Here is a 22,248-nt window from a genome sequence, read left to right as displayed (position 1 = left end):
TTACGGCGGGAGCCTTCACCGTTTACGATGCCAGGCTCGACACCCTCGCTACAGAGGCAGCGAAGACGACGAATGGGTAGATCTAGCTCGGCCGGGACATCGATACTTGCCCGGGCCGCTTCGGCGGGGAAAACTGCCGTCTGAACATAAAGAACCCCAGCTCTTTCAAGCTGAAGGAGCTGTTGCCTTTTCCCGGCCTCCACCCGGATGAACGGAGGGGAGAGGGAGGCCTACTTCTTCGGCGCGTGCTTCTGCCCGGTGCGCACCCGGCCCGACCGCGAGACCTGCCTCGCCCCGCCGCGCGCGCCCTTTTGCACGGCGACCGATGACCCGGCCTTCTTCGATGCGCTGTTCTTCACCGCACCGATGATGCGCGGCTTGGCGACGCGGGTCTTCTTCTGCTCCAGCGCCTTGCCGGGCAGATGCGATTCCTCTTCCGCCTTCTTGCGCACCGCGCGCGGTGCGGTCTTGGCGTCGCCCTTGTAGCGTTCCGGCCCCGACTTGGCGCCACCCGTCGCATAGGGGTTCTCCGAGCCGCCCTTGACCGTCAAGCGGATCGGCACGCCGGGCAGGTCGAAACTCTCGCGGATCGAGTTGGTCAGATAGCGGATATAGTGTTCGGGCAGATTCCCGCCCCGGCTGGCGAACAGCACGAAGGTCGGCGGACGGGCCTTGGTCTGGGCCATGTATTTGGTCTTGATCCGCTTGCCGTCGACGGCGGGGGGCGGATGCCTCTGGGTCGCCAGGGCCAGCCAGTCGTTGAGGTCCTTGGTCTTGACCTTGACCGACCAGGTCTCGTGCGCCTTGAGCACCGCCGGCATCAGCCGGTCGACGCCGCGGCCCGAGTGGGCCGACAGGGCGACGAACGGCGAACCCTTCAACTGAGGCAGCTTGTCTTCCGCCAGATGCTTCAGCTCGGCCATGCGCGCCTGGGGATCCTCTTCGAGGTCCCATTTGGCGGCCACGTACACCAGCGCCCGGCCCTCGCGCTCGACCAGGTCGGCGAGTTGCAGGTCCTGGACGTCGAAGGCGTTGTCCTTGTCCATGACCAGGACGACGACCTCGGCGAAGGTGATCGCGCGGATGGTGTCGGCGACCGACAGCTTCTCCAGCTTCTCCTGCACCCGGGCCTTGCGACGCATCCCGGCCGTGTCGACCAGGCGGATGTTCTGGCCGTCGTATTCCCAGTCCACCGAGATGGAATCGCGCGTGATCCCGGCCTCGGGGCCGGTCAGCAGCCGGTCCTCGCCGATCAGACGGTTGATCAGGGTCGACTTGCCGGCGTTGGGGCGGCCGATGATGGCGATGCGGATCGGCTTGTCGGGCTCGTCGACCTCCTCGATGTACATGTCGACCGAGGCGTCGCGGATGGCGGCGTACAGATCGGCCATGCCCTCGCCGTGCTCGGCCGAGATGGCGACGGGCTCTCCGAAGCCCAGAGAATAGGCCTCGCCGACACCGCCGCCACTCTCGCGGCTCTCGGACTTGTTGGCCAGCAGGATGACCGGCTTGTGCTGCTTGCGCAGCCGCTCGGCGAAGATCTGGTCGAGCGAGGTCACTCCCTCGCGCGCATCCATCATGAACAGGATCAGATCGCCGTCTTCCAGCGCCAGCTCGGTCTGCTCGCGCATCCGCGATTCGAGACTGTCGTCGTTGACGTCCTCGTAACCCGCCGTGTCGATCAGCGTCAGGTCCATGTCGCCGATGTTCCCGTCGGCATAGCGACGGTCGCGGGTCACGCCCGGGCGATCGTCGACGAGCGCGAGGCGCTTGCCGACCAGCCTGTTGAACAGTGTCGACTTGCCCACATTGGGGCGGCCGACGATGGCGAGCTTCAGTGCCATGTCGGCCTTCTAGCGTGTTTTGCGGTCTTTGGTCAGCGAATGCTGATCAGTTCGCCGTCGTTGGTCAGGACGTAAAGGGCGCCGTTGTAGGCGGCCGGAGCGATATAGGCGGGCGCGCCGAGGTTCAGCGTGGCCGTCAGGGCGCCGGTCTTCGGATCGAAGGCCACGGCCTCGCCGTCCGAGTTGACCAGCACCAGCCGGTTCGACGCCAGGATCGGACCCGACCATTCCGGTCGCACGGTGCGGTCGAAGAAGCCCAGCAAGCCGCCTTCCTGACGCACGCGACCCTCGTTCAGGTCGCGGGTCCAGTAGACGGCGCCTGAGTCGCGGTTGATCAGGGTCAGTTCACCCGACTTGGACACGACATAGACGACGTCGCCGGCCGGCAGGGGCGCGTTGACGCCCGCGACCGGCAGGGTCCATTTGGGCTGGCCGGTGCGGATGTCCATCGCCTGCAGCACGCCGGAGTGGCTGACGGCATAGACGAAGCCGCGCGAAATCACCGGGCGACCGGCAATGTCTCGGATTTCCGACAGGGCGCTGGTGCGGCTGGTGCGCGACAGGACCTGGTTCCAGACCGGCTGGCCGTTGGTGGCGCGCAGGGCGACGACCTCGCCGGACGAGAAGGGCGCGATGACCGTGTCGCCGCTGACCGACGGGCTGGACGCGCGCATGACGCGGGCCGGCTCGACGATGCCGCGGTAGGACCAGTCCTGCAGGCCGGTCGTGGTGTTGAAGGCGATGATCTGGTTGTCGACGTCGATGACATAGACCCGGCTGCCCGCGACCGTCGGCGCGCCGTGGATCGGCACATCGACCGGCTGGGTCCAGACCACGGCGCCTGTCGCGGCGTCCAGCGCCGTCATGGTGCGATAGCCGGACGCGACGAAGACCTTGCCGCCGCTGACGGCCACGCCGCCGCCGAACCCGCCGCTGAGCGATCCGCCGCCCTCGCTGACGAAGGGAATGGGCAGGCCGAAGGCGGAGACGCCACCGGCCGCCTCACGTCCGGTCGGTTTCACATCGACCTTCCAGACCACCTCGCCCGAGGCGGCGTCCACGGCCGTGACCGTCGATTCGCCATCCATGACGAAGACCTTGCCGGCGTCGGCCACGACCGGCGCCATGACCTGACGCGTGCGGGTCGAGCCGGACCCGATGCGCCGACGCCAGCCGATGGTGAACTGCGGCGCGGCGATCACATGCTCGATCGAGGCCTCGGCGTTGCCGCCCGGCATCGGCCAGGACGTCGCGGCCACGGGCCCCGGGAGGAAGAAGTCGCGACCGGCCAGCCCGGCCGCAGGAGCCAGTTGCTGATCGAAGGCCAGGATGGAAACGCGTTGTCCTTCGCTCGCCGTCGCCTGGGGCGATTTGTCCTCACCCAGCCCGAACGGCAGGATGCGCCGCGCCGAGGCGCAGGAGGCCAGCGAGGCGGCTAGCCCCAGGACGATGGCGGTCTTCAGCACGCGCGTTACGGTCGTCATCCGAACTCCGGTCGTCATCAGGCGGGTCTTCACTGTTGGGCGGCCTGAACTTGCGCGGCCTGGGCGAGTTGTTCGGCCGTCGGGGCGGGAGGCGCCGGCGGCGTCACGGCCTGCGCCGCCACGATGGCCGGCAGGCCTGCGGCGACACCCGTATCGATCATGCCGATGGCGGCCTGCGCGCGTTGGCGCACCGAATCCGGCACGTCCTGGCCGAGCGTCAGCAGCACGAAGACCTCGCGGGCCTCGGCGGGCTTGTTGAACTGCAGGCGGACCATGCCCAGGGCTTCCTGGGCGAAGGGCAGCATCGGCCGGCCCTCCTTGGTCAGGGGCTCCAGCTTCGCTTCCAGCGTTTCAAGGGTGGCGCCGTTGTCCATCATCAGCAGCGCCGACTTGTAGACGGCCGTATCATGCAGGATCGGATCGCCCGAGGCCTTGGCGGCGTCGTCGAACAGCTGGATGGCGTCCGGAATGCGGTTGGCGGCGACGGCCAGGCCGGCGCGCTGCTGCAGGGCCAGAGCCTTGTAGGCGCCGTTGCCGGCCTTCTCGGCCTCGGCGAAGGCGGTCTCGGCCCCGGCGGAGTTGCCGGTCTGCAGGGACTCCAGGCCGCGCTGATAGGCGATCGAGCCCGCGTTCGCGCGGCTGGTCTGGAAGCTCTGCCAACCCCACCAGGCCAGGGCGGCGATGAGCGCGACGAGCAGGACGCCGCCCAGAATGGGAAGCCAGTTGCGCGCCAGGCGCTTGAGGCGTTCGGAGCGAATCTCCTCCTCGACCTCTTCGAAGACATCAGTCACTAGCGGAGCCGCCCCAAAAAACGCTGAAAAGCCAATCGGCGCGGACCCTAGAGGGTCGCCCTCGCCCTCGCAACGCCTCTTGAAGACAAGACGGGGGCTACGGCAGAGCCGGCTTTTTGGAGAAGTAGGTCTCGACTTCGGCAGGAAAACGGCGGGCCCTCACATCGGCGGCATAGGTTTCGACCGCCCGGCCGATCTCGCCGCGCAGATCGGCGTATTTCCGGACGAATTTCGGGGTCCAGTCGAACATCCCCAGCATGTCGGGCGTGACCAGCACCTGTCCGTCGCAGGCGGCCGAGGCACCGATGCCGATGGTCGGCCTGGCGATCGCCTCGGTGATCTCCCGGGCCAGACCTTCCGCCACGCCCTCGATGACCACGGAGAAGGCCCCGGCGTCGGCCGTGTCATGGGCGGATTGCAGGATTCGCGCATGCTCCGCCGCTTCCCGACCCTTGGCCTTGAACGACCCGTCGATGTTGATCGACTGCGGCAGCAGGCCGACGTGACCCATCACCGGCACGCCGCGCTTCACCAGATACTCGATCGTGGCGGGCACTTCCGGGCCGCTCTCGACCTTCACCGCCTGGGCGCCGGTCTCCTTCAGGATGCGGACGGCGTTGGCGTAGGCCTGTTCGACCCCTGCCTCATAGCTGCCGAACGGCATGTCGATGACCACCAGGGCCCGTTTCGAGCCCCGCATCACCGCCTGGCCGTGCAGGATCATCATCTCCAGGGTGACACCGACCGTCGAGGTCATGCCGTGCACCGCCATGCCCAGGCTGTCGCCAACCAGAAGTACGTCGCAGTGAGGATCCATGATCTCTGCCGTCGGTGCATCATAGGCGGTCAGCATCACGATCGGTTCGCCGCCCTTGCGTGCGGTGATCTCCGGGACCGTGATCCGTTTCACGACTTCCTGTTTCTGGCTCGACATGGATGCTCCGCTGATGGCGGCGGAGAGATAGGGGGTCGGACCGGTTCCGTCGACCCGCCCCCGTCTCGGCATGCCCTCGATCACACGTCTTGCGACAGCCTCACCACGCCCGCCGCCGCGATGGCGATCAGGGCTCCGGCGGCGATCCAGAACAACTGCATCCCGCCCATCGAGCCCAGCGTCAGGTCCGACAGGCCAAGCTGCGACAGGCCGGAGCCCACCGCGCCCTGGACGTTCAGGCTGGCGGCCTCCAACCCCTGTCCGATCACCCGGCCGGCCACGGGGGCCTGATCGTTCGACAGATGCAGGTTCAGGTTCACCGATTCCCTGACCGCGATGACCCCGCCGATCAGGCCGGCGACGGTCAGGGCCAGGGTGCGCACCCGGCTGGACGAATGCAGTTTCGTCTCGACCTCGGCCGCGAACAGGCCGGCGTCGGCCATCTGGGGCGAGCGCGCGAACAGCCGCTCGATCATCGGATCGAATTCATCAGCCGACATGGGTCGACCTCCCCGACTGTCCGACATCCGGCGAAAGCCGGGCGCGGAGTTTATCCAGACCACGTTTGACATGAGACTTCACCGTTCCAAGCGGCAGATTCATGGCCGTGGCGATCTCGGGATGAGACAGCCCCGCGCCATGGCACAGGGAGACGCAGAGACGTTCGGTTTCGTTCAACCCCTTCAACGCCTCGTCGAGGTCGACCAGCCCCGCCTGATCGCGTGCAGGAGCCGCATCGTCCTCGCCCGGTTCGACTTCCGCGACGTAGCGGGCGTCCCTGGCCTTGCGCTTCAGATAGAGGCGCGCGGCGATGCGCTTGACCCAGGCGGCGAAGGTGCCTTCGCCCCGGAACTCGGCGCATTTCTCGAACGCCTGCAGGAAGGCGTCCTGGGCGACGTCGTCGGCCTCGGCGACCTGCGCTCCCATACGTCGCAGCAGGAACCGCACGGCCGAGCCGTGGCGGCGGACCAGTTCGCCGAACTCCCGCCGTCCACCCGCCGCCGCGAGGGCGGCGAGTTCGACGTCGTGGTGGTCCATTAGGGCCTTGGGCATGACAGTTCCCCCCAACTTTCCTGGAGATCCCTGACCGGGCTCAGTCCTTGTTCTTGTTGAAGAAGCTCAGGACGATGAAGGCCAGGCCGATGGTGATCGGGATCGCCGCCAGGCCCAGCAGGCCGCCATCGAAGTTGGGGCCGTCGTTCCAGTCGTCGCCGAAACCACGCAGGTCGTTGATCAGGCTGAAGGCGGCCATGCCGATGCCGACGGCCAGCCAGATGATGCCCCGGCGGATGTCGCGGCTGCGCGACGGAATGTTCTTGGTCGCTTCCGTGCTCAGCGCGTCGATGACCTCCGGCGGCAGGGGCTGTCCCTTGTCGATGGCGGCGCGGACAGTCGCCTGCATCTCGCGGCGTTCACGGCTCTTGAAATAGGTCGGGCCGACGATGATGGCCGTGATGGAGCCGAAGACGGCGAAGATGGCGAAGATCGGAATGAAGTCTTCCATGGGATATCCCCTCTTTCGATGATGGGCCGGAGCCTGATGCCCGAACCTTCTGATCACAAGAGGCGCCGGCGACGCCCAACGGATGCGATCAGCGACGTGAAATCTTCGTAAGGTGACGCCTGACCCATTCTGACGGGCTGCGTCCGGAGATGGCGGACCCTCGGCGAACACCGTAGCGTCTCTGCAAGATCAATCAGATCGCAGGATACATCGTATGCTTCGTCGCCCTCAGCTTCTGACCTTCGTCTTCTGCGCAGCCCTCGCGGCCGCCTGTTCTCCAAGGACCGCAGCAACGGCCGAGACCGAGACGGCCGAGCCGCAGGCCCTGACCGCCGCACACGTCGCCGACCTGATCGCAGCCGACGGAGCGGCCCACACCGTCGCCGTACTCACCGGTCCTGCGGACCCTACCGGCATTCAGAAGGTGTTCGACGGCATGGCCACCGGCGACCCGGAATGGTTGGCGCTCGTTCCCGCGATCGCCCCCGAGACCGACGGCGAATATGCGGAGGGCCTCAACTACGCTCTCAGCCAGGCCCTGGTTCACAACGCGGCAGGCGTCCTCGCCCTGATCCCCGAGCACGGCAGCTACTATTTCGTCTGCGCCGACGCTGACCACGAAACGGCGCGCCCGCTCGTCGCCGCAATCACCGAACGATCTCTCCGGGCGTCACGCGACCTATGCCTCCAGTATATGGACGCCGACGAGCAGGAGCTTGAGGCGCTCGAAGCCGCCTAGAGCGGCCTCAGCCGCCGCGCCGACGCCGTCAGCACGACCACGCCCAGCCCCGTCAGCATCAGGATGGCGGCGGCGGGCGCCAGGGTCTGGCCCATGCCCTCGACCACCGGCGCCATCATCGGTCCGACGGCCCAGCACAGCACCATGGCCGCGATGGTCCACGGGATCAGGGCGACGACGGTGGCGACCGCGCGCCGGCGAGCGACCCGCTCGGCGACCCCGGCCTGAAAGCCCAGGTCGCGCGCCGCCGGCGTCGCCTCGGCGAAGAATGCGTTCAGCCGTTCCTCAGGCGTCATCGGACCCTCCGGTCAGCACGGCGAGCAGTCGCGCCCTGCCCCGGGCGACATGGGACTTCACCGTTCCCAGCGGTAGCCCCAGCGCCTCGGCTGCGTCCGAATGCGACCAGCCGTCTGCGAGGCAAAGCGCAACGCAGGCCCTCTGGTCCGCCGGCAGTCCGGCCATCGCATCGGCGAGGGCCAGCCGGTCCTCTTCCGGGATCCCGCCCGTCGGCGCCGTCTCGTCCAGCCACGACCGGTCGCGGGCCTGCGATCGCAGGCCCGACCGAATCCGGTCCTGCCCCTTGCGCCAGGCGATGCCGAACAGCCAGGATCGCACACCGGCCGGATCCTTCAGCCGCCCCAGCGAACTCCAGGCCGCCACGAATACATCCTGGGCCAGGTCGTCCGCCTCGTCCCAATTGCGTCCCAGCAGCCGCCTCAGAAAGGCCCGCACCGGCGCCTGGTGCCGTTCGACCAGCCGTGCGAATGCGGCGTCCGAACCGGCGCGCGCGGCCGCCACCAGCCCCACATCCAATGAGGCGCCGTCCATCCTCATGCCCCCCACGGACCGACATCAGTCCCGGCGGCGTCGACGACCGAGCAGGCCCGAGACCAGCGAGGCCGCGGCCAGGGCGCCCATGACGAAGGCCACGATCAGGAAGGCGTCGCCGGCCCCGTACATGTTCGACCAGCTGGCGTAGCCGAAGCCCACGGCCATGATCCCGAACAGCACGACAGAGAAACCGTTGCCGTCGTCCGTCCGCCTGTTCTGCGTGTACTCGTGGCGATCGTCGATCGGTTGCTCCACGATCTTCAGCAGCGCCTCGGGCGGCTGTTCGCCCCGGTCGGCGTAGGTCTTGATGATCTTCAGCACGTTCTTCTGGCGGTAGTAGTTCACCATGGCGTTGAAGCCGCCGAAGATGAACCAACCGAGCGGGAACAGAAGCCACCAGAAGGATTGGAACAGTTCGACCATCGTCATTTACCCCTTGGGCGCCGGCCCATCGCCCGCGCTTTCGATGAGTGGTCGGCGCCGACCGCGTGAATGGATGCACGTCGGCGAAGAAAATGCCATCTAGGCTGAAATCGTCACTGGAGACCCGTCATGAGCCACGTCACCTATCGCATTGTCGAACACGACGGCGGCTGGGCCTACAAGGTCGGCGAAACCTTCTCCGAGACATTCCCCGACCACGACGCCGCCAAGGCCGCCGCCGTCCGCGCCGCCCGCGAGCAGAAGGTGTCCGACGACAACGCCATGATCGAATACGCCGACAGCAACGGCAACTGGGTCACCGAACGCGCCGACGGCCACGACCGCCCGGAGACCGACGTCGAGGGGTAACTCCTCCCATACCGTGCACCCCGGCGAAGGCCGGGGTCCAGATCACGGACACGGGCGGCCGGGATCTGGTGCCTGTCAGCCTCTCAGACTCCGAGTTCGCCATCTGGACCCCGGCCTTCGCCGGGGTGCACGGAGGAAAACTCGGGCCAGACGGCACTCGACGGATTTTATTCCTTCATTCCTCTTGCGCGGACGACCCGCCTCACCATCTTCCCGGGGATGGTCTTTGACAGGTTCAACATCCGCCCGCCGTTCGACGAATCCGATCGGGCCCATCCGCAAGCCACCTCTGATTTTCCAGACGAATTCTCCCAATTTCGTCCGTTTCGTCCGTTTCGTCAGGGTGTTTTTCGTCCGGACCAACCGGACACGGCTCAGGCCGGGAAGGCAGCCTCATAGATGTCCGGCTTGAACCCGACGATCGTCCGGTCGCCCAGATCCAGCACCGGCCGTTTGATCATCGACGGCTGCGCCAGCATCAGGGCGATGGCCCTGTCCGCATCCAGCCCCTCCTTGTCGGCGGCGCCCAGCGCCTTGAAGGTCGTCCCGTTCCGGTTCAGCACGATCTCCCAGCCATGTTCGGCGACCCAGCCTTCCAGCGACGCCCGGTCGATCCCGGCCTTCTTGTAGTCGTGGAAGACGAAGGCCCGGCCGTGCTGATCCAGCCAGACGCGCGCCTTCTTGACCGTGTCGCAGTTGGGGATGCCGTAGAGGGTCGGGATCACCGGAACTTCCTCAACCCGCGCGGTCCCATACGACCGGCCCCGGCGCGCTTGCCCAGCCAGTCCTTCCAGTCGGGCCAGTTGCGACGGCGTCCGCCGCCGTCGACCCATTCCGGCCCGACGTCGCCGATGAAGACCGCGATGTCGGTCAGGCCGCCCTGCTTGAAGGACTGCAGCTTGACGCCCTTGCCGCGGCCCATCTCGGGCAGCTCCTCGGCCTTGAAGATCAGGGTCTTCAGATTCTCGCCGATGGTGACGATGTGGTCGCCGGTGACCCGGATCACGGCCAGCAGGTCGCCGTTCAGCACCTGTTTCCCGCCGCGCTTCTGAGCCAGCAGCTCGTCTTCAGGCGCGATGAAGCCGTAACCGGCCCTGGACGCTATCAGCAGTTTCGAGCCCGGCTGGTGCGCCAGGACTGCGATGATGCCCGCGCTCTCCTCCAGCTCGATCATCAATCTCAGCGGCTCGCCATGCCCACGCCCGGAGGCCAGCTTGTCGGCCCCGACCGTGAACACCCGGCCATCCGAAGCCGCCACCAGCAGCTTGTCGGTCGTGAAGGCCGGCACGAGGAAGCCGAGGCTGTCCCCCTCCTTGAACTTCAGCTCGGAAGGATCGTCGACCTTGCCTTTTACAGCGCGGATCCAGCCCCGCTCGGAGAGGATCACCGTGATCGCTTCCTTGGGAATGAAGGCCTCGGCGGTCACGAAGGCCGAGGCATCCACTGCCTCGGCGATCGTCGTCCGGCGCGGCGAGACCATGGCCTTGCGCGTCGCGGCCAGCTCCTGTCCGATCTTCTTCCACTGTTTGGCGGGCGAGGACGACAGCGCCTGAAGATTCGCAAGTTCCTCAGCCAGAGCCTTGTATTCGTTCTCGATCGCCATTTCCTCGATCCGCGCCAGCTGACGCAGTCGGGTGTCGAGAATGTAGTCCGCCTGCATCTCGGTCAGGCCAAACCGGGCGATCATCACAGCCTTCGGCTGTTCCTCCTCGCGCACGATCCGGATCACCTCGTCCAGGTTCAGGAAGACGATCCTGAGCCCTTCCAGCAGGTGCAGACGCTTCTCAACCCGCTCGATCCGCCACTGCGACCTGCGGTTCAGCACCTCGCGCCGGTGATCCAGGAAGGCCTGCAGACAAGGCTTCAGACCCATGACGTGCGGCGTGCCGGTCGCGTCCAGCACGTTCATGTTGACCGGGAAGCGGATCTCCAGGTCCGACAGCCGGAACAGGCTCTCCATTAGGCTGTCGGCGTCGATGTTTCGGCTCTTGGGCTCGATGACGACGCGGATGTCCTCGGCCGACTCGTCGCGCACATCGCCCAGCAGCGGCGCCTTCTTCTGTTCGATCAGCTCCGCCAGGGCCTCGATCAGCTTGCCCTTCTGGACCTGATACGGGACCTCGGTGATGACGATCTGGTAGCCGCCCCGGTCCAGCGGCTCCCGCTCCCAGCGTGCCCTCAGACGCACCCCGCCCCGCCCGGTCTCATAGGCTTCAAGGATCGACGCATGCCCCTCGACCGCCACGCCGCCGGTCGGGAAGTCCGGCCCCGGCACGATCACAGCCAGCTCCGCCGTCGTCGCCTCTGGCCTGTCCAGCAGCAGCAGACAGGCATCGATCAGCTCGCCGACATTGTGCGGCGGGATCGAGGTCGCCATGCCCACGGCGATGCCCGACGAGCCATTGGCCAACAGGTTCGGGAACCCGGCCGGCAGGACCACCGGCTCCTCGTCCTGGTCATCATAGGTGGGGCGGAAGTCCACGGAATCCTGGTCGATTCCATCCATCAGCAGCACCGCCGCCGCCGTCAGCTTGCACTCGGTGTAGCGCATGGCTGCGGCGTTATCGCCGTCGATGTTGCCGAAGTTTCCCTGCCCGTCGACGAGCGGATAGCGCTGGGCGAAGTCCTGGGCCAGGCGGACCAGAGCGTCATAGATCGAGGCGTCGCCATGCGGGTGATAGGTGCCCATCACCTCGCCGACGACCTTGGCGCATTTCCGCGCTGCGGCCTGCGGGTTCAGCCGCATCTGGTGCATGGCGTACATGATCCGCCGGTGCACCGGCTTGAACCCGTCGCGCACGTCCGGCAGCGCCCGGTTGGTGATCGTCGACAGGGCGTAGGCCAGATAGCGGCGCGACAGGGCCTCGGCCATCGGCTCGTCGACGATACGGCCGCCTTCGGGCGGAGGGGTGTGGATGGTCATGGGGCTGCGAATCACTCAGGCGAAGGTCGAAGTCTAGCCGCTTCCGGCCCGGTGCGGCTCAGTCCAGAGCCCGGAACCAGCGGTCGATCAGGACGGCCTCGGCGCGACGCGCGGCGGTCCGCTCTTCGGCCTCGGCGTCCACGCCCCACTGACGCTCCTGGAAGGCTTCGTCGAGCCGGCTCAGTTCGAACGCAGCATCCCCGCCCAGCGCGCCGCGCTGTACGGCCAGGCCGAGGAGCGCGCTGCCCAACAGGGGCACGGCCATGGCCAGGGCCGTCAGGCCGAAGTCGTCCAGTTCGAGGGCCAGGTCGCGCACCCGGGCGATGCTCTCCGGCGGCTGCGCACGGTGGATGATGCCCTGCGTCGCCACAACGACGACGCCCAGTTCCCGCTCGGCCCACCCCCGCCACGGTGTCCACTCGCGGGTCTGTTCCGCGACCAGCGGAGTCGGGTGTTCGGCGAGATAGCAGAGCAGGTCCGACCCGACGTAGGCGGCGATCTCCTCGGCCACCGGCTCGCGCGTCACCGCCACCCGGTCGATGGCCGTGGCCGCGATCCGCGTCGCCGGCATGGTCCCGGGATCGAGGAACTCCCCCTGGGCCGCCCATTCGTCGGCGACCATCCGGGCGGCGGCCTCGGTCGGCAACAGGAAGCGGTTGTGCGCCGGCGTCTTGGGCGCGCGGCCGTCCAGCAGTACGATCCAGCCGCCTGCGTCCCCGGCGGCGACGGATGCTTCCTTCCAGAAGCGCTTCAGCCGCTCTTCGGACTCGCGAAAGCCCTTCCTGGCAGCGACCATCGGGTCCAGCGGCGGGATATGGCTCATGCGAAAGCTCGTGCGGCGAAACGGTCGAGGGCGGCTTCCAGATCGTCGAAGTCCTTGGCCACGTGAGCGGCGCCGGCGGCGGTCTGTTCCTGCGGCGTATGGAAGCCCCAGGCCACGCCCTGAGGCATGACCCCCGCCGCCACCGCCATCGAGATGTCGTGGGCCGTGTCGCCGATCATGACCGTCGATGCGGGCTGGGCCGACGCGGCGGTCATGGCGGCGTGCAGCATGGCCGGATCTGGCTTGCCCGGACCATCCTCGGCGCAGTGCGATGACACAAACAGCTCCGCCCACCCGGCTCGGGCCAGGTTCCGCGCCACGCCGCGCCGGTTCTGGCCTGTCGCCAGCGACAGCCGCCAGCCGTCCTTGTGCAGTCGACGCAGGGTCTCCAACGCGCCGGGATACAGCGGCTCCTCGTGACCCGCATCGAACATCCGGCCAAAGCTGGCGCGGAAGGCGGCAGTGAACCGCTCCAACTCCAACGGCGTCAGGCCTGGCTCGAGCACCGCCAGCGCATGCGGCAGCGACAGCCCCACGATCTGACGGACCCTGTCGTATTCGGGATCGGGCAGCCCGAGCTCCCGCGCCGCATCCGTCGCGGCCTGAAGGATCGAAGCGCGGCTATCGACCAGCGTCCCGTCGATGTCGAAGACTGCGAGCGGACGGCTCATCGCTGACGCTTCACGCCTTCGAACGGATCGTAGTCCGCCTCGCCCTCGTCGAAGCCAAAATGCTGGAAGCCGGCGCGCAGTTCGGCGCTGATCGGCGCCTCGACGATCAGTTTTCCGCCCGACGGATGGTCCAGCTCGATCCGTCGTGCATGCAGTTGCAGCTTCAGCGGGCCGCTCAGTTCGGTCGATTTCTCGTCGCCGTATTTCGGATCACCCAGAATGGGATGACCGATTGCCTTCAGGTGCGCACGCAATTGGTGCGTTCGCCCGGTGAACGGCCGCAAAGCCATCCACGACGCTCTCTGGCCCGCATGGCTGATCAGAGCAAAGGCGGTCTCGGCCGGCTCCGCCCCGTTCTCCTTCGGATCGGCCGGGCGCATGATCTCGTAGTCGTTGATGCCCGACTTCTTCAGATGCATGTCGATCTGGCCCGCGTTCGGCTTGGGCAGGCCCATGACGATGGCCCAGTAGGTCTTCTTGGCCTGACGTCGCGCGAACGCCCCCGCCAGCCGCTTCGCCGCCTCCGGTCCCTTGCCGAGCAGCAGGACGCCGGATGTATCGCGGTCGAGCCGATGAACCAGACGCGGACGGTCCATTCCTTCGCCCCAGGCCGACAGCAGTCGGTCGACGTGCCGCGTCGTCTTGGTCCCGCCCTGCACGGCCAGGCCCCAAGGCTTGTTCAGGGCGATAACCAGGTCGTCCTCATAGATCACCATCGACCTGGCAAAGGCGATCTCTGCGGGCGTCAGGGCCATATGCTCGCCGGGCGCACGGACGATCGGTTCGGGAATCGGCGGCACGCGAACGGCGGCCCCTGCGGTCAGGCGGCCTTCGGGCTTGATGCGGGCGCCGTCGACGCGGATCTGGCCGCCGCGCGCCATCTTTTGCACCTGGATATTCGACAGGTGCGGCCAGCGCCGGCGGAACCAGCGGTCCAGCCGGATTCCGTCCTCGGCCTCGGCGACATAGAGGATCTGGGCCTCGCGGGCGCCGACCGGGCCCTTGGGCGCCGGGGCCTCGGCTGCGTCTTCCTTGGGGTCGTAGCTCACAATGCCGCTCCAAATACGCGTCGCGCCATCATCACCCCGGCCATCAGGGCCGCGATGGCCAGCACCACCGACAGCAGGACATAGGCGCCCGCTAGCCCATACTCCCGCCGCTCGACCAGCAGGACGGTCTCCAGCGAGAATGCCGAGAAGGTGGTGAAGCCGCCCAGCACGCCGACCGCCGCGAAGACGCGCAGCGTCTCCTGCCCGGAGCCGGCCCTCAGCCCCAGCCAGCCGACCAGCAGGCCCATGACGAGGCCGCCTACGACATTGACCGTCAGCGTGCCCCAGGGCCAGGACGAGGTGGGAAACAGGCGAGCGGCGCCCAGTCCCACGCCATAGCGCGCCATGGAGCCCAGGGCCCCGCCGATGGCGACGAGCAGAAGTCTTGTCATGATCGGGGCCTTATACCTTCCCACACCCCTGCGTCACCTGACCGAAACTTCACTTGCCGCGTTACAGGGTTAACGGCGATACCCAAGCTTCGCGTTGGAAGAGAACCCGGTCGGTCCGGCGACGGGTTCTGCCATAGTGCCGGGTCAAGGTCGCAAGGGTTACACCGTCCGCCATGTCGCATGACGATCATCATACCCCAGAGCCGGGTCCCGGCCTGACGATCCCGGTGTCGCCATCGGCGCCGCCGCCGGGCGCGGCCGATATTCCCGACCGCCCGATTCCGGCGGCCGCGCCTGCCCCGGCGCCCGAGCCGATCACGGCCCAGGAAGGCATCCTGCGTCCGATCCAGGAAAGCGATTATTTCACCCTGGATCCGGAGGCGATCCGGATCATCTCGGCCAATATCGACCAGTATTTCAACCAGGCGCTCGATATCTTCCCGTTCTGGGAGACCGAGAACAAGCCGGACCGGTTCCACGTCCTGTTCACACGTCAGATCGAGGAACGCTTCCCCGCCGACGAGGATATCCGGGGCCGTATCCACGGCTATGGCCGTCGCGTTTTTAATGCCTTGCGCGTGCATGTGATCACCAAACGTCTGACCCAGGGCCTCTCCCTGATCGCCTTCGCGGCCTTGGCGGTCCTGGGCCCCGGGATCTTCTCAGACTGGACCGGGGGCCAGCCCCAGGGTCTGGGCCTGGCGGTTCTGGGCATGCTGATAACGGTCGGCATCTTCTTCGGCGTCTCCTCGATCCTGTTCGTCCAGTACAGGTTCCGGCTGGAGAACGATTCCTACGAACTGTCGCGCGAGGTGGTTCAGCGGACGCGCGAGCTGCAGAACCTGTTCACCAACGCCCGGGCCCTGTCAGATCAGGCCGAGACCCAGTTCCAGATGGACGGCAAGGGCTGGGGCCAGCGCGCCTTGTTCCTCACGCGATTGGTGATGTGGATCGCGGCACGCATGGAATATCTTGAGAAATTTGCACAGATGGAACTGTGGCGCGTGCGCCGCGAACGCTACTGGATGCGCTGGGTTGCGCGGATGACGACGCCTTTCGTCCTGCTGGTCTGGCTGGCCGTCTTCGCCTTCTGGCCTGCTCCGGCAGCGAATGAAGCGGGCTTCCGGATCCTGCAGCTGGTCGCGCTGGGAATGGGGCTGCTGGTGTCCTGGCTGTCCTACTTCAACTGGCGGACCCCGACTGCGGCGGTGAAGGACAAGCTGGGGGTCGAGGGATGGGTCCGCTACGCCTCGCTGGACGTCGACAACACGATCGGCGACCAGGTGCGCCGCGACAAGGAACGCCTCGTCGAATACCGGGCCCTCACTCGCGGCCGCTGAGCGAGTCACGCACCTCCCGCGCCTCATAGGCCTCGCCCCGATCGGGGCGAGCGCCTCGGCCCAGGCGGATTTCCAGAACGGTCGAGGTCGCCGACGGCCCTTCAAAGTTCAGGCCCACGCCGACGCCCACGCCGGAAGACGAGTAGCGGTGACCGCCGTAGCGGCCCGAGCTCCCGCCGTAGCCGACCGAGACGTTGGGACGGAAGCCGCCAGCGCTGTCCGGCCGCCCGTCGATATAGCGCTGGGTCACCTCGAACCAGTCATAGCCCTGCTCGACGGTCAGATCGGCAGCCCGCAGCAGGGCCATGTCCGCGACGGGTCCGGGCGCGCCGACGCCGTTGTAGGTGACGCGGTAGCGGTCGCTCTCGATCCGCTGTTCCGAATAGCCCTGCCCGTTCGGGCCCCGCTGGGCTCCATAAGGGGCGAGGCTGGCGCAGGCGGCGAGCGACAAAGCGGCCGTGGCGATGACGAGGGTGCGGATCATGGGCGTAGTCCTTTCCTACGAGTAAGCGCAGCGGGTGGGCGAGCCGTTCCCGATGAACCCGACTCTGGAGAATTCAGTACAGATAGTCCATTGAGTCCGGCTGGCCCGAACCCGAGAATTCCGTCCGAAGCGTTCGATGCGTCCGAAGCGTTCGCCCATGGTGATCCTGTCCTCACGAGACGGATCAGTATGGGGGCGTTTCAGGGTGTGATGGGAAAAAGACCTCTCGTTAAGGCCGAGCCTTGATTTCAAAGGCGGATTCGGACGATCCGTTGATGGGTATCGCCTGTCTTCCTTCTCCCCCTGCGGGAGAAGGTGGCAGCCGAAGGCTGACGGATGAGGGGTCACGCCGATGGCTGGAGTGAGGGTTGGCGAGGCTGATTTCAAACGTCAGCATGACCCCTCATCCGACCTCGCTTCGCTCGGCCACCCCTCCTCGGATCGCATGCGATCCTTCATCGACCCGCAAGGGGAGAAGTGAAGTTAGACAGTCAGCCCCATGGCCTCCGCCAGCGCCTTGAAATCCTCGGGCGGTTCGGCGGTCACGGTGCGCTCGCCGCCGTCCGGGTGCGGGAACCTCAGCGACACGGCGTGCAGCATCAGCCGGGGCGCGCCTCGGCCCGCAGCCGTCAGAGCGCCGCCGTAGCGGACGTCCCCGACCAAAGGTCTTCCGATATGGGCCATGTGGACGCGCAACTGGTGCATGCGGCCAGTGAAGGGCTGGAGCTCGACCAGGGCGCCGTCCTCGCTGGACGACAGGGTGCGGTATTTGCTGCGCGAGCCCTGCGCGCCTTTCGCGTCGAAGGCGGCGACGCGCATATAGCTCTCGCGGCCGATCTCCTCACGGACGAGCGGCACGTTGATGTCACCGCTGGCCGGTTCCGGCGCGGTGGAGACCAGCGCCAGATAGGTCTTGGTCAACCTGTGCGCCTGGATCGCCTTACCGAGGAAGCCTGCGGCGGGCTTGGTCTTGGCGGCGAGGATGACGCCGGACGTATCGCGGTCCAGCCGATGCACGAGGTCCGGCCGCTTGCCGTTCGAGCGGGCGAAGGCCCACAGCAGGTCGTCCAGCGTGTGCGCCTGGATGCGGCCGCCCTGGCTGGAGAGACCGGCGGGCTTGGAGAAGGCGATCGTCGAGGCGTCCTCGTGGATGACCCACGACCGAACGGCGGCGATCTCTTCAGGCGACAGGGTGACGGGGGTGCGATCGGACACCCCCGCCGGTTAGCGGAGAACGCCCCGCTTGCCCATGGTCCAAGCGTACCAGATGAAGAAGACGCAGGCCGCGCCGATCACGATCTGCATCGGCCACATGGATCCCATGGTCTCCAGCCCGTTCGACAGGCCGAAGGCATAGACCGCGCCCGCTGCCCAGCCGACGAAGGAAACGACGAAAACGTGGGTCGCCCATTTGCGGCGCAGCAGCAGCAGAAGCCCGCCCAGCAACCCGCCCCAGACGCCGATGGCCCAGACCGCGTGCGTCCACGCCGGCATCTCGTGGAAATAGGCTATCGCCGCCTCGGTCATGCCCATACTGGTCAGCCATGCGTCCCCCTGTGTCTGGGTCATGGTGTAGTCGACGCAGCCGAAGCTGTTCCACAGCAGCGCCACGACGCCGACGACCCAGAGGTGCCAGGGCGTCTTGATGGTCTGCCCCAGGCCGCTCACGACAGCACGCCCTTCTTGCGCATCGTCCAGGCATACCAGAGCAGAAGGGCGGCGATGACGGCGATGACCCAGGGCATCCAGGCCATGACGGCCATTTCAGGCGGCAGGCCGGGCATGGGGTTCATCAGACCGAAGATCAGGCTGGTGACCGCGCCGATGACCGACAAGGCGAAGGCGTGGACCGCCCATTTCATACGCAGCAGCAAAAGGATCGACCCGGCGATCGCGCCCCAGACGCCCAAGGTCCACGGTACATACATCCAGGTCGGCATGGCGTTGAAATAGTCGATCATGGGCTGGGTCATGCCCGAGGCGCGCATATAGGTCTCGCCCTGGGTGTTGGTCATGATGAAGTCGTAGCCGCCGAACGCATTCCACAGCAGGCTCAGCCCCCCGACCAGCCACACGTGCCAGGGCGTCTTCGTTCCGTCAGCCATCGTCCCCTCCCAAGGATCGCTTGAACGGCGAAGCTAGGACGGCGATTCGCGTTCGACAATGAACGGTGATCACTCAGCACCCCTTTCCTTTCGTCATCCTCCGGCGGAGCGAAGCGCAGACCGGGGGACCCAGCGGCGCCGAAGGCGATCTGTTCAGCCGTGGCGAGGGAAGCAGCGATGTCCGCGACAGGTTCGCGCTCTCGCGCGCCGCTGCGTCCCCCGGTCTGCGCCGCAAGAGCGGCTTGCCGGAGGATGACGAACGAGAGGGCTATTCCTTCGACTGCATCTCCGCCCGCATCTGCGCCCAGCGTTCCAGCCGCGCCTTGATCTTCTCCTCGTGGCCCTCGCCCCTGGGCGAATAGAAGGTCCGCCGCTCCATCTCGTCGGGGAAGAAGTTCGCGCCGGAGAAGCCTTCCTCCGTGCTCGGGTCATACTGGTAGCCCTTGCCGTAGCCGAGCTGTTTCATCAGCCTGGTCGGGGCGTTGCGGATATGGGCCGGCGGCATCAGGGAGCCCGTCTCGGCGGCCGCCTTCTTCGCCGCCTTGAAGGCTTCGTAGACGGCGACGGACTTGGGCGCGGTCGCGAGGTGGACCACCGCCTGGGCCAGGGCCAGTTCGCCCTCGGGACTGCCGAGGAAGTCGTAGGTATCCTTGGCCGCGTTGGCGACCATGATGGACAGGGGGTCGGCCTCGCCGATGTCCTCGACCGCCATCCGCACGATCCGGCGCGCCAGATAGAGGGGATCCTCGCCGCCGTTCAGCATCCGCGCCAGCCAATAGAGGGCCGCGTCCGGGTCCGAGCCTCGCACGGATTTATGGAGCGCCGATATGAGGTTGTAGTGTTCTTCTCGACTCTTGTCGTAGGCGGGGGCGCGGCGTTGCAGGGTTCCCGCCAGGGCCTGGACGTCCAGCACCGGCTCGGCCGGCAGGGCGAACAGGGTCTCCGCCATGGTCAGCAGATAGCGGCCGTCGCCATCGGCCAGGGCGGTCAGGGCGTGACGCGCCTCCGGCGTCAGAGGCAGGGCCTGACCCTCCTGCGCCTCGGCCCGCGTCAACAATTGATCGAGCGCCGCTTCGTCGAGCCGTTTCAGCACGAAGACCTGGCTGCGCGAGAGAAGAGCCCCGTTCAGCTCGAACGACGGGTTCTCGGTCGTGGCCCCGACAAGGGTGACGACCCCCTCCTCCACGAACGGCAGAAAGCCGTCCTGCTGGGCGCGGTTGAAGCGGTGGATCTCGTCGACGAACAGCAAGGTCGACTGACCGGCGGCGCGACGGACGCGGGCCTGTTCGAACGCTTTCTTCAGATCGGCGACGCCGGAGAAGACGGCCGAGATCTGCTGGTACTGGTAGCCGGCGGCCCTGGCCAGCAGGCGGGCGATGGTGGTCTTGCCGGTGCCAGGCGGGCCCCACAGGATCATCGAGCCCAGCCGCCCGGCCTCGACCATGCGCCGGATCGGCCCGCCCTCGCCCAGCAGATGATCCTGGCCGACCACCTCGTCGAGCGTGGCCGGACGCAGACGATCGGCCAGCGGCGCGTCGGGGGGATGGATGCCGGAGGCTTCGAACAGATCGGTCATGGACGGTCAGATGTAGGCGTTCGCACGGGCGATTTCACGCGTTACAATGGCTTCAAACCGAGGAGATGACATGGAACAGGTCGACGCCCCTCCGCCATTGACCGGAGTGACCCCCTATCTCAGCATCGCCTCGCGGGGCGGCCAGGCGGCGGTCGAACTCTATTCCCGAGCCTTTGGAGCCGTCGAGGTGCGGCGCATGCTGGCCGAGGACGGCGAACGGCTGGTCCACTCCCACCTGCGCATCAATGGCTGCAGCGTCATGCTGTCCGACGAGTTCCCCGAGTACGGCATGGACGCCGATGTCGTGCCCAAGGGCGTCACCCTGCACCTCCAGGTCGACGACGCGGACGAATGGTGGGCGCGGGCGATCACCGCCGGCTGCGTGCCGATCCACCCGCTCGCCGACCAGTTCTGGGGCGACCGCCACGGCCAGCTGAAGGATCCGTTCGGCCACTGCTGGTCGATCGGATCGCCGATCAAGCGCTGACGCCGCGACCGCTGCGCGACGTCAGAAACTGCTGGCCTACCCCACGACGCCGCGAAGCTGACGGCCGTCACGCTGAATGGTGAGTTGGGCCCGACCGGTGAGGCCGCGCAACAGAGCGACCGAGGCCGGGCGGTTGTTGATTGCCACGATCAGATCGCCTTCGCGCAGGCCCCAGTTGGCGGCGCGGCCCGATACCCCGGTCACGACCGGGATGGCGGCGAAGGGATCGTTGGCGAGGGCGTCAGCCTCGGCCGGACTGACGGCCGAGACGCGCAGGCCCACGAGCGGCCCCTGGGCGATGGCGACCGACAGTGCGCGCTGAGCTTCCCCCGGAAGGGGCAGGACGCGGGCGTTGATCGTCTGCGCCCGACCATCACGCAGCACGGCGACCGCCACCGTCTCGTTCGGGCTGCGGGTTCCGACGCGGAAGTTCAGACCGGCCTGGTCGTGCACCTCGGCCCCGTCCAGAGCGGTGATGACGTCGCCTTCGCGCAGACCCGCGCGCGCGCCCGGGCCGCCGTCGTAAACGTCGGTGACGATCAGCCCTTGCGGCCGCGCCATGCCGAGCGAACGGGCGATGTCGGACGAGACCGTGTCGCCCTTCACGCCCAGCCAGGGGCGCACGACGGCCGTCTCGCCGCCCAGGGCCGAGTCGACCACCCGCCGCACCATCGAGGCCGGGACCGCGAAGCCGACGCCGGAGGATGAGCCCGAGCGGGAGAAGATCGCCGTGTTGATACCGATGACGTCGCCGTCCATGTCGACCAGCGGCCCGCCGGAGTTGCCCGGATTGATGGCGGCGTCGGTCTGGATGAAGGAGCCCGAATCCGAGATGCCGGTCTCGGTCCGGTTGAGGGCCGAGATGATGCCGTTGGTCACCGTCTGGCCGACGCCGAACGGATTGCCGATGGCCAGGACCAGGTCGCCGACCTCCTGTTCCTCGCGGTCGTCGATGGCGAGGACGGGAAGCTGTTCGGTGACGCCCTGAAGCTGGAGCACGGCGATATCGGAGCGTTCGTCGGCGAGGATGACCTCGGCCGGATATTCGCGGCGGTCGTTGAGGACGACGCGGATCTGGGTCGCGCCCTGGATGACGTGGTTGTTGGTCACCACGATCCCGTCGGAGCGGATGATGACGCCGGACCCTGCGGACTCGGCCACCCGCTGCTGGGGGATGCCGCCGCCGAAGAACTGGAAGAAGGGATCGGCCTGCACCCGCTGGATCGACCGGGCGGAGATGTTGACCACGGCGGGCGCCGCCTCGCGCACCACGGGGGCGAAGCTCTGCTTCATCGACGTCGAGTCGGTCGGCGTCTGACGGCCGGTCGGTTCGGCGAAGACGCCGTCCTGGGCCCTGGTGGAGTTGGCGTTGCCGCAGGCGGCCAGTGTCAGGCAGGCCATGAGGGCGATCGTCGAGGTCTTCATTGCCGTCCAGAAGTGAGCCATGTCAGGCCGCTATATCTGTCCCGCTTTCGGGCC

At 67.2% G+C, this 22,248-nt stretch carries 26 protein-coding genes; 4 read left to right on the top strand and 22 right to left on the bottom strand.

Going from position 1 to position 22,248, the window contains the following annotated elements:
- Positions 1 to 230: 230 nt before the first annotated feature.
- The 7 genes from der to ACP7AB_RS10315 all read right to left on the bottom strand — a co-directional run bounded on the left by der (position 231) and on the right by ACP7AB_RS10315 (position 6,557).
- Entirely contained in the window at positions 231 to 1,844 is a 1,614-nt protein-coding gene (gene der / locus ACP7AB_RS10345) for a ribosome biogenesis GTPase Der (protein ID WP_303695872.1), read from the bottom strand.
- Positions 1,845 to 1,876: 32 nt separating this feature from the next.
- Positions 1,877 to 3,328, bottom strand: coding sequence for a PQQ-binding-like beta-propeller repeat protein (locus ACP7AB_RS10340; RefSeq protein WP_425990913.1), 1,452 nt, complete (start codon positions 3,326 to 3,328; stop codon positions 1,877 to 1,879).
- Between the two features lie 29 nt (positions 3,329 to 3,357).
- On the bottom strand, positions 3,358 to 4,119 hold the full coding sequence (locus ACP7AB_RS10335; RefSeq protein WP_425990915.1) for a tetratricopeptide repeat protein: 762 nt from the start codon (positions 4,117 to 4,119) through the stop codon (positions 3,358 to 3,360).
- Between the two features lie 97 nt (positions 4,120 to 4,216).
- Positions 4,217 to 5,053: a 3-methyl-2-oxobutanoate hydroxymethyltransferase gene (panB, locus tag ACP7AB_RS10330; RefSeq protein WP_425990917.1), complete on the bottom strand. Its 837-nt coding sequence runs from the start codon at positions 5,051 to 5,053 to the stop codon at positions 4,217 to 4,219.
- A gap of 80 nt (positions 5,054 to 5,133) precedes the next feature.
- Positions 5,134 to 5,553, bottom strand: a complete 420-nt coding sequence (locus tag ACP7AB_RS10325; protein ID WP_425990919.1) for a hypothetical protein — start codon at positions 5,551 to 5,553, stop codon at positions 5,134 to 5,136.
- On the bottom strand, positions 5,543 to 6,106 hold the full coding sequence (locus tag ACP7AB_RS10320) for an RNA polymerase sigma factor (RefSeq protein WP_425990921.1): 564 nt from the start codon (positions 6,104 to 6,106) through the stop codon (positions 5,543 to 5,545). Before ACP7AB_RS10320 ends, ACP7AB_RS10325 begins: the two co-directional genes overlap by 11 nt.
- A 40-nt stretch (positions 6,107 to 6,146) precedes the next feature.
- Positions 6,147 to 6,557, bottom strand: a complete 411-nt coding sequence (locus tag ACP7AB_RS10315) for a DUF6249 domain-containing protein (protein WP_425990923.1) — start codon at positions 6,555 to 6,557, stop codon at positions 6,147 to 6,149.
- A gap of 214 nt (positions 6,558 to 6,771) precedes the next feature.
- Here ACP7AB_RS10315 and ACP7AB_RS10310 point away from each other — a divergent pair, with 214 nt between their 5' ends.
- Complete coding sequence (locus ACP7AB_RS10310; RefSeq protein ID WP_425990925.1) at positions 6,772 to 7,296, top strand: hypothetical protein; 525 nt, start codon at positions 6,772 to 6,774, stop codon at positions 7,294 to 7,296.
- Here the strand turns inward: ACP7AB_RS10310 and ACP7AB_RS10305 are convergent.
- From ACP7AB_RS10305 to ACP7AB_RS10295, 3 genes are read right to left on the bottom strand one after another with little or no spacing between them, the layout of a single operon-like run.
- Positions 7,293 to 7,592, bottom strand: coding sequence for a hypothetical protein (locus ACP7AB_RS10305; RefSeq protein ID WP_303695881.1), 300 nt, complete (start codon positions 7,590 to 7,592; stop codon positions 7,293 to 7,295). The two genes, ACP7AB_RS10310 and ACP7AB_RS10305, sit on opposite strands and share 4 nt — an antisense overlap.
- Complete coding sequence (locus tag ACP7AB_RS10300) at positions 7,582 to 8,124, bottom strand: RNA polymerase sigma factor (RefSeq protein WP_425990927.1); 543 nt, start codon at positions 8,122 to 8,124, stop codon at positions 7,582 to 7,584. The genes ACP7AB_RS10305 and ACP7AB_RS10300 overlap by 11 nt, the downstream gene beginning before the upstream one ends.
- 24 nt (positions 8,125 to 8,148) lie before the next feature.
- Positions 8,149 to 8,556 carry a hypothetical protein gene (locus ACP7AB_RS10295; RefSeq protein ID WP_425990929.1) on the bottom strand — a complete coding sequence of 136 codons (408 nt, stop codon included), beginning with the start codon at positions 8,554 to 8,556 and terminating at the stop codon, positions 8,149 to 8,151.
- 123 nt (positions 8,557 to 8,679) lie between these two features.
- Here ACP7AB_RS10295 and ACP7AB_RS10290 point away from each other — a divergent pair, with 123 nt between their 5' ends.
- On the top strand, positions 8,680 to 8,919 hold the full coding sequence (locus ACP7AB_RS10290) for a hypothetical protein (RefSeq protein WP_425990931.1): 240 nt from the start codon (positions 8,680 to 8,682) through the stop codon (positions 8,917 to 8,919).
- A gap of 374 nt (positions 8,920 to 9,293) precedes the next feature.
- Here ACP7AB_RS10290 and ACP7AB_RS10285 read toward each other — a convergent pair whose 3' ends face one another.
- From ACP7AB_RS10285 to crcB, 6 genes are read right to left on the bottom strand one after another with little or no spacing between them, the layout of a single operon-like run.
- Positions 9,294 to 9,644, bottom strand: coding sequence for an arsenate reductase (locus ACP7AB_RS10285; RefSeq protein ID WP_425990933.1), 351 nt, complete (start codon positions 9,642 to 9,644; stop codon positions 9,294 to 9,296).
- Positions 9,641 to 11,842 carry a DNA topoisomerase IV subunit A gene (parC, locus tag ACP7AB_RS10280; protein ID WP_425990935.1) on the bottom strand — a complete coding sequence of 734 codons (2,202 nt, stop codon included), beginning with the start codon at positions 11,840 to 11,842 and terminating at the stop codon, positions 9,641 to 9,643. The genes ACP7AB_RS10285 and parC overlap by 4 nt, the downstream gene beginning before the upstream one ends.
- 58 nt (positions 11,843 to 11,900) lie before the next feature.
- On the bottom strand, positions 11,901 to 12,665 hold the full coding sequence (locus tag ACP7AB_RS10275; protein WP_425990937.1) for an ATP12 family chaperone protein: 765 nt from the start codon (positions 12,663 to 12,665) through the stop codon (positions 11,901 to 11,903).
- The gene (locus ACP7AB_RS10270) at positions 12,662 to 13,336 is read right to left on the bottom strand and encodes an HAD-IA family hydrolase (RefSeq protein WP_303695888.1); all 675 of its coding nucleotides are present in this window, start codon (positions 13,334 to 13,336) and stop codon (positions 12,662 to 12,664) included. Before ACP7AB_RS10270 ends, ACP7AB_RS10275 begins: the two co-directional genes overlap by 4 nt.
- A complete protein-coding gene (locus tag ACP7AB_RS10265) occupies positions 13,333 to 14,385 on the bottom strand; it encodes an RluA family pseudouridine synthase (RefSeq protein WP_425990939.1) in 1,053 nt (350 codons plus the stop codon). Before ACP7AB_RS10265 ends, ACP7AB_RS10270 begins: the two co-directional genes overlap by 4 nt.
- Positions 14,382 to 14,777 (bottom strand): fluoride efflux transporter CrcB, encoded by a 396-nt coding sequence (gene crcB, locus ACP7AB_RS10260; protein WP_425990941.1) that lies wholly within the window; start codon positions 14,775 to 14,777, stop codon positions 14,382 to 14,384. Before crcB ends, ACP7AB_RS10265 begins: the two co-directional genes overlap by 4 nt.
- Positions 14,778 to 14,950: 173 nt before the next feature.
- Between crcB and ACP7AB_RS10255 the strand changes: the two genes are divergently transcribed.
- A complete protein-coding gene (locus ACP7AB_RS10255) occupies positions 14,951 to 16,117 on the top strand; it encodes a hypothetical protein (protein ID WP_425990943.1) in 1,167 nt (388 codons plus the stop codon).
- Here the strand turns inward: ACP7AB_RS10255 and ACP7AB_RS10250 are convergent.
- The 5 genes from ACP7AB_RS10250 to ACP7AB_RS10230 all read right to left on the bottom strand — a co-directional run bounded on the left by ACP7AB_RS10250 (position 16,101) and on the right by ACP7AB_RS10230 (position 20,282).
- Entirely contained in the window at positions 16,101 to 16,601 is a 501-nt protein-coding gene (locus tag ACP7AB_RS10250) for a CC0125/CC1285 family lipoprotein (RefSeq protein WP_425990945.1), read from the bottom strand. The genes ACP7AB_RS10255 and ACP7AB_RS10250 overlap by 17 nt on opposite strands.
- 483 nt (positions 16,602 to 17,084) lie before the next feature.
- Positions 17,085 to 17,816: an RluA family pseudouridine synthase gene (locus ACP7AB_RS10245; RefSeq protein ID WP_425990947.1), complete on the bottom strand. Its 732-nt coding sequence runs from the start codon at positions 17,814 to 17,816 to the stop codon at positions 17,085 to 17,087.
- A gap of 9 nt (positions 17,817 to 17,825) precedes the next feature.
- Positions 17,826 to 18,269 carry a hypothetical protein gene (locus ACP7AB_RS10240; RefSeq protein WP_425990949.1) on the bottom strand — a complete coding sequence of 148 codons (444 nt, stop codon included), beginning with the start codon at positions 18,267 to 18,269 and terminating at the stop codon, positions 17,826 to 17,828.
- Entirely contained in the window at positions 18,266 to 18,706 is a 441-nt protein-coding gene (locus ACP7AB_RS10235; RefSeq protein WP_425990951.1) for a hypothetical protein, read from the bottom strand. The genes ACP7AB_RS10240 and ACP7AB_RS10235 overlap by 4 nt, the downstream gene beginning before the upstream one ends.
- Before the next feature lie 268 nt (positions 18,707 to 18,974).
- The gene (locus ACP7AB_RS10230) at positions 18,975 to 20,282 is read right to left on the bottom strand and encodes a replication-associated recombination protein A (protein WP_425990953.1); all 1,308 of its coding nucleotides are present in this window, start codon (positions 20,280 to 20,282) and stop codon (positions 18,975 to 18,977) included.
- 70 nt (positions 20,283 to 20,352) lie between these two features.
- Here ACP7AB_RS10230 and ACP7AB_RS10225 point away from each other — a divergent pair, with 70 nt between their 5' ends.
- Positions 20,353 to 20,769, top strand: a complete 417-nt coding sequence (locus ACP7AB_RS10225; protein WP_425990955.1) for a VOC family protein — start codon at positions 20,353 to 20,355, stop codon at positions 20,767 to 20,769.
- Positions 20,770 to 20,805: 36 nt separating this feature from the next.
- On the opposite strand, the gene ACP7AB_RS10220 is transcribed toward ACP7AB_RS10225, so the two are convergent.
- Positions 20,806 to 22,194, bottom strand: coding sequence for a Do family serine endopeptidase (locus ACP7AB_RS10220; protein ID WP_425991013.1), 1,389 nt, complete (start codon positions 22,192 to 22,194; stop codon positions 20,806 to 20,808).
- Positions 22,195 to 22,248 lie beyond the last annotated feature (54 nt).

The organism is Brevundimonas sp. TWP3-1-2b1, assembly GCF_049896165.1.
Classification (GTDB): Bacteria; Pseudomonadota; Alphaproteobacteria; order Caulobacterales; family Caulobacteraceae; genus Brevundimonas; species Brevundimonas subvibrioides_B.
Note: the sequence above shows the minus strand (reverse complement) of the source record. Positions and strands in the feature narration are given on the sequence as shown.

Bases quoted from the DNA above. Each gene is read 5' to 3' on its own strand.
- ACP7AB_RS10300 (WP_425990927.1), bottom strand. From the start codon at position 8,124: ATGGACGGCGCCTCATTGGATGTGGGGCTGGTGGCGGCCGCGCGCGCC.
- ACP7AB_RS10295 (WP_425990929.1), bottom strand. From the start codon at position 8,556: ATGACGATGGTCGAACTGTTCCAATCCTTCTGGTGGCTTCTGTTCCCG.
- ACP7AB_RS10225 (WP_425990955.1), top strand. From the start codon at position 20,353: ATGGAACAGGTCGACGCCCCTCCGCCATTGACCGGAGTGACCCCCTAT.
- ACP7AB_RS10270 (WP_303695888.1), bottom strand. From the start codon at position 13,336: ATGAGCCGTCCGCTCGCAGTCTTCGACATCGACGGGACGCTGGTCGAT.
- ACP7AB_RS10290 (WP_425990931.1), top strand. From the start codon at position 8,680: ATGAGCCACGTCACCTATCGCATTGTCGAACACGACGGCGGCTGGGCC.
- crcB (WP_425990941.1), bottom strand. From the start codon at position 14,777: ATGACAAGACTTCTGCTCGTCGCCATCGGCGGGGCCCTGGGCTCCATG.
- parC (WP_425990935.1), bottom strand. From the start codon at position 11,842: ATGACCATCCACACCCCTCCGCCCGAAGGCGGCCGTATCGTCGACGAG.
- ACP7AB_RS10220 (WP_425991013.1), bottom strand. From the start codon at position 22,194: ATGAAGACCTCGACGATCGCCCTCATGGCCTGCCTGACACTGGCCGCC.
- ACP7AB_RS10275 (WP_425990937.1), bottom strand. From the start codon at position 12,665: ATGAGCCATATCCCGCCGCTGGACCCGATGGTCGCTGCCAGGAAGGGC.
- ACP7AB_RS10230 (WP_425990953.1), bottom strand. From the start codon at position 20,282: ATGACCGATCTGTTCGAAGCCTCCGGCATCCATCCCCCCGACGCGCCG.
- ACP7AB_RS10320 (WP_425990921.1), bottom strand. From the start codon at position 6,106: ATGCCCAAGGCCCTAATGGACCACCACGACGTCGAACTCGCCGCCCTC.
- ACP7AB_RS10310 (WP_425990925.1), top strand. From the start codon at position 6,772: ATGCTTCGTCGCCCTCAGCTTCTGACCTTCGTCTTCTGCGCAGCCCTC.
- ACP7AB_RS10315 (WP_425990923.1), bottom strand. From the start codon at position 6,557: ATGGAAGACTTCATTCCGATCTTCGCCATCTTCGCCGTCTTCGGCTCC.
- ACP7AB_RS10235 (WP_425990951.1), bottom strand. From the start codon at position 18,706: ATGGCTGACGGAACGAAGACGCCCTGGCACGTGTGGCTGGTCGGGGGG.
- ACP7AB_RS10340 (WP_425990913.1), bottom strand. From the start codon at position 3,328: ATGACGACCGTAACGCGCGTGCTGAAGACCGCCATCGTCCTGGGGCTA.
- ACP7AB_RS10250 (WP_425990945.1), bottom strand. From the start codon at position 16,601: ATGATCCGCACCCTCGTCATCGCCACGGCCGCTTTGTCGCTCGCCGCC.
- der (WP_303695872.1), bottom strand. From the start codon at position 1,844: ATGGCACTGAAGCTCGCCATCGTCGGCCGCCCCAATGTGGGCAAGTCG.
- ACP7AB_RS10325 (WP_425990919.1), bottom strand. From the start codon at position 5,553: ATGTCGGCTGATGAATTCGATCCGATGATCGAGCGGCTGTTCGCGCGC.
- ACP7AB_RS10255 (WP_425990943.1), top strand. From the start codon at position 14,951: ATGTCGCATGACGATCATCATACCCCAGAGCCGGGTCCCGGCCTGACG.
- panB (WP_425990917.1), bottom strand. From the start codon at position 5,053: ATGTCGAGCCAGAAACAGGAAGTCGTGAAACGGATCACGGTCCCGGAG.
- ACP7AB_RS10305 (WP_303695881.1), bottom strand. From the start codon at position 7,592: ATGACGCCTGAGGAACGGCTGAACGCATTCTTCGCCGAGGCGACGCCG.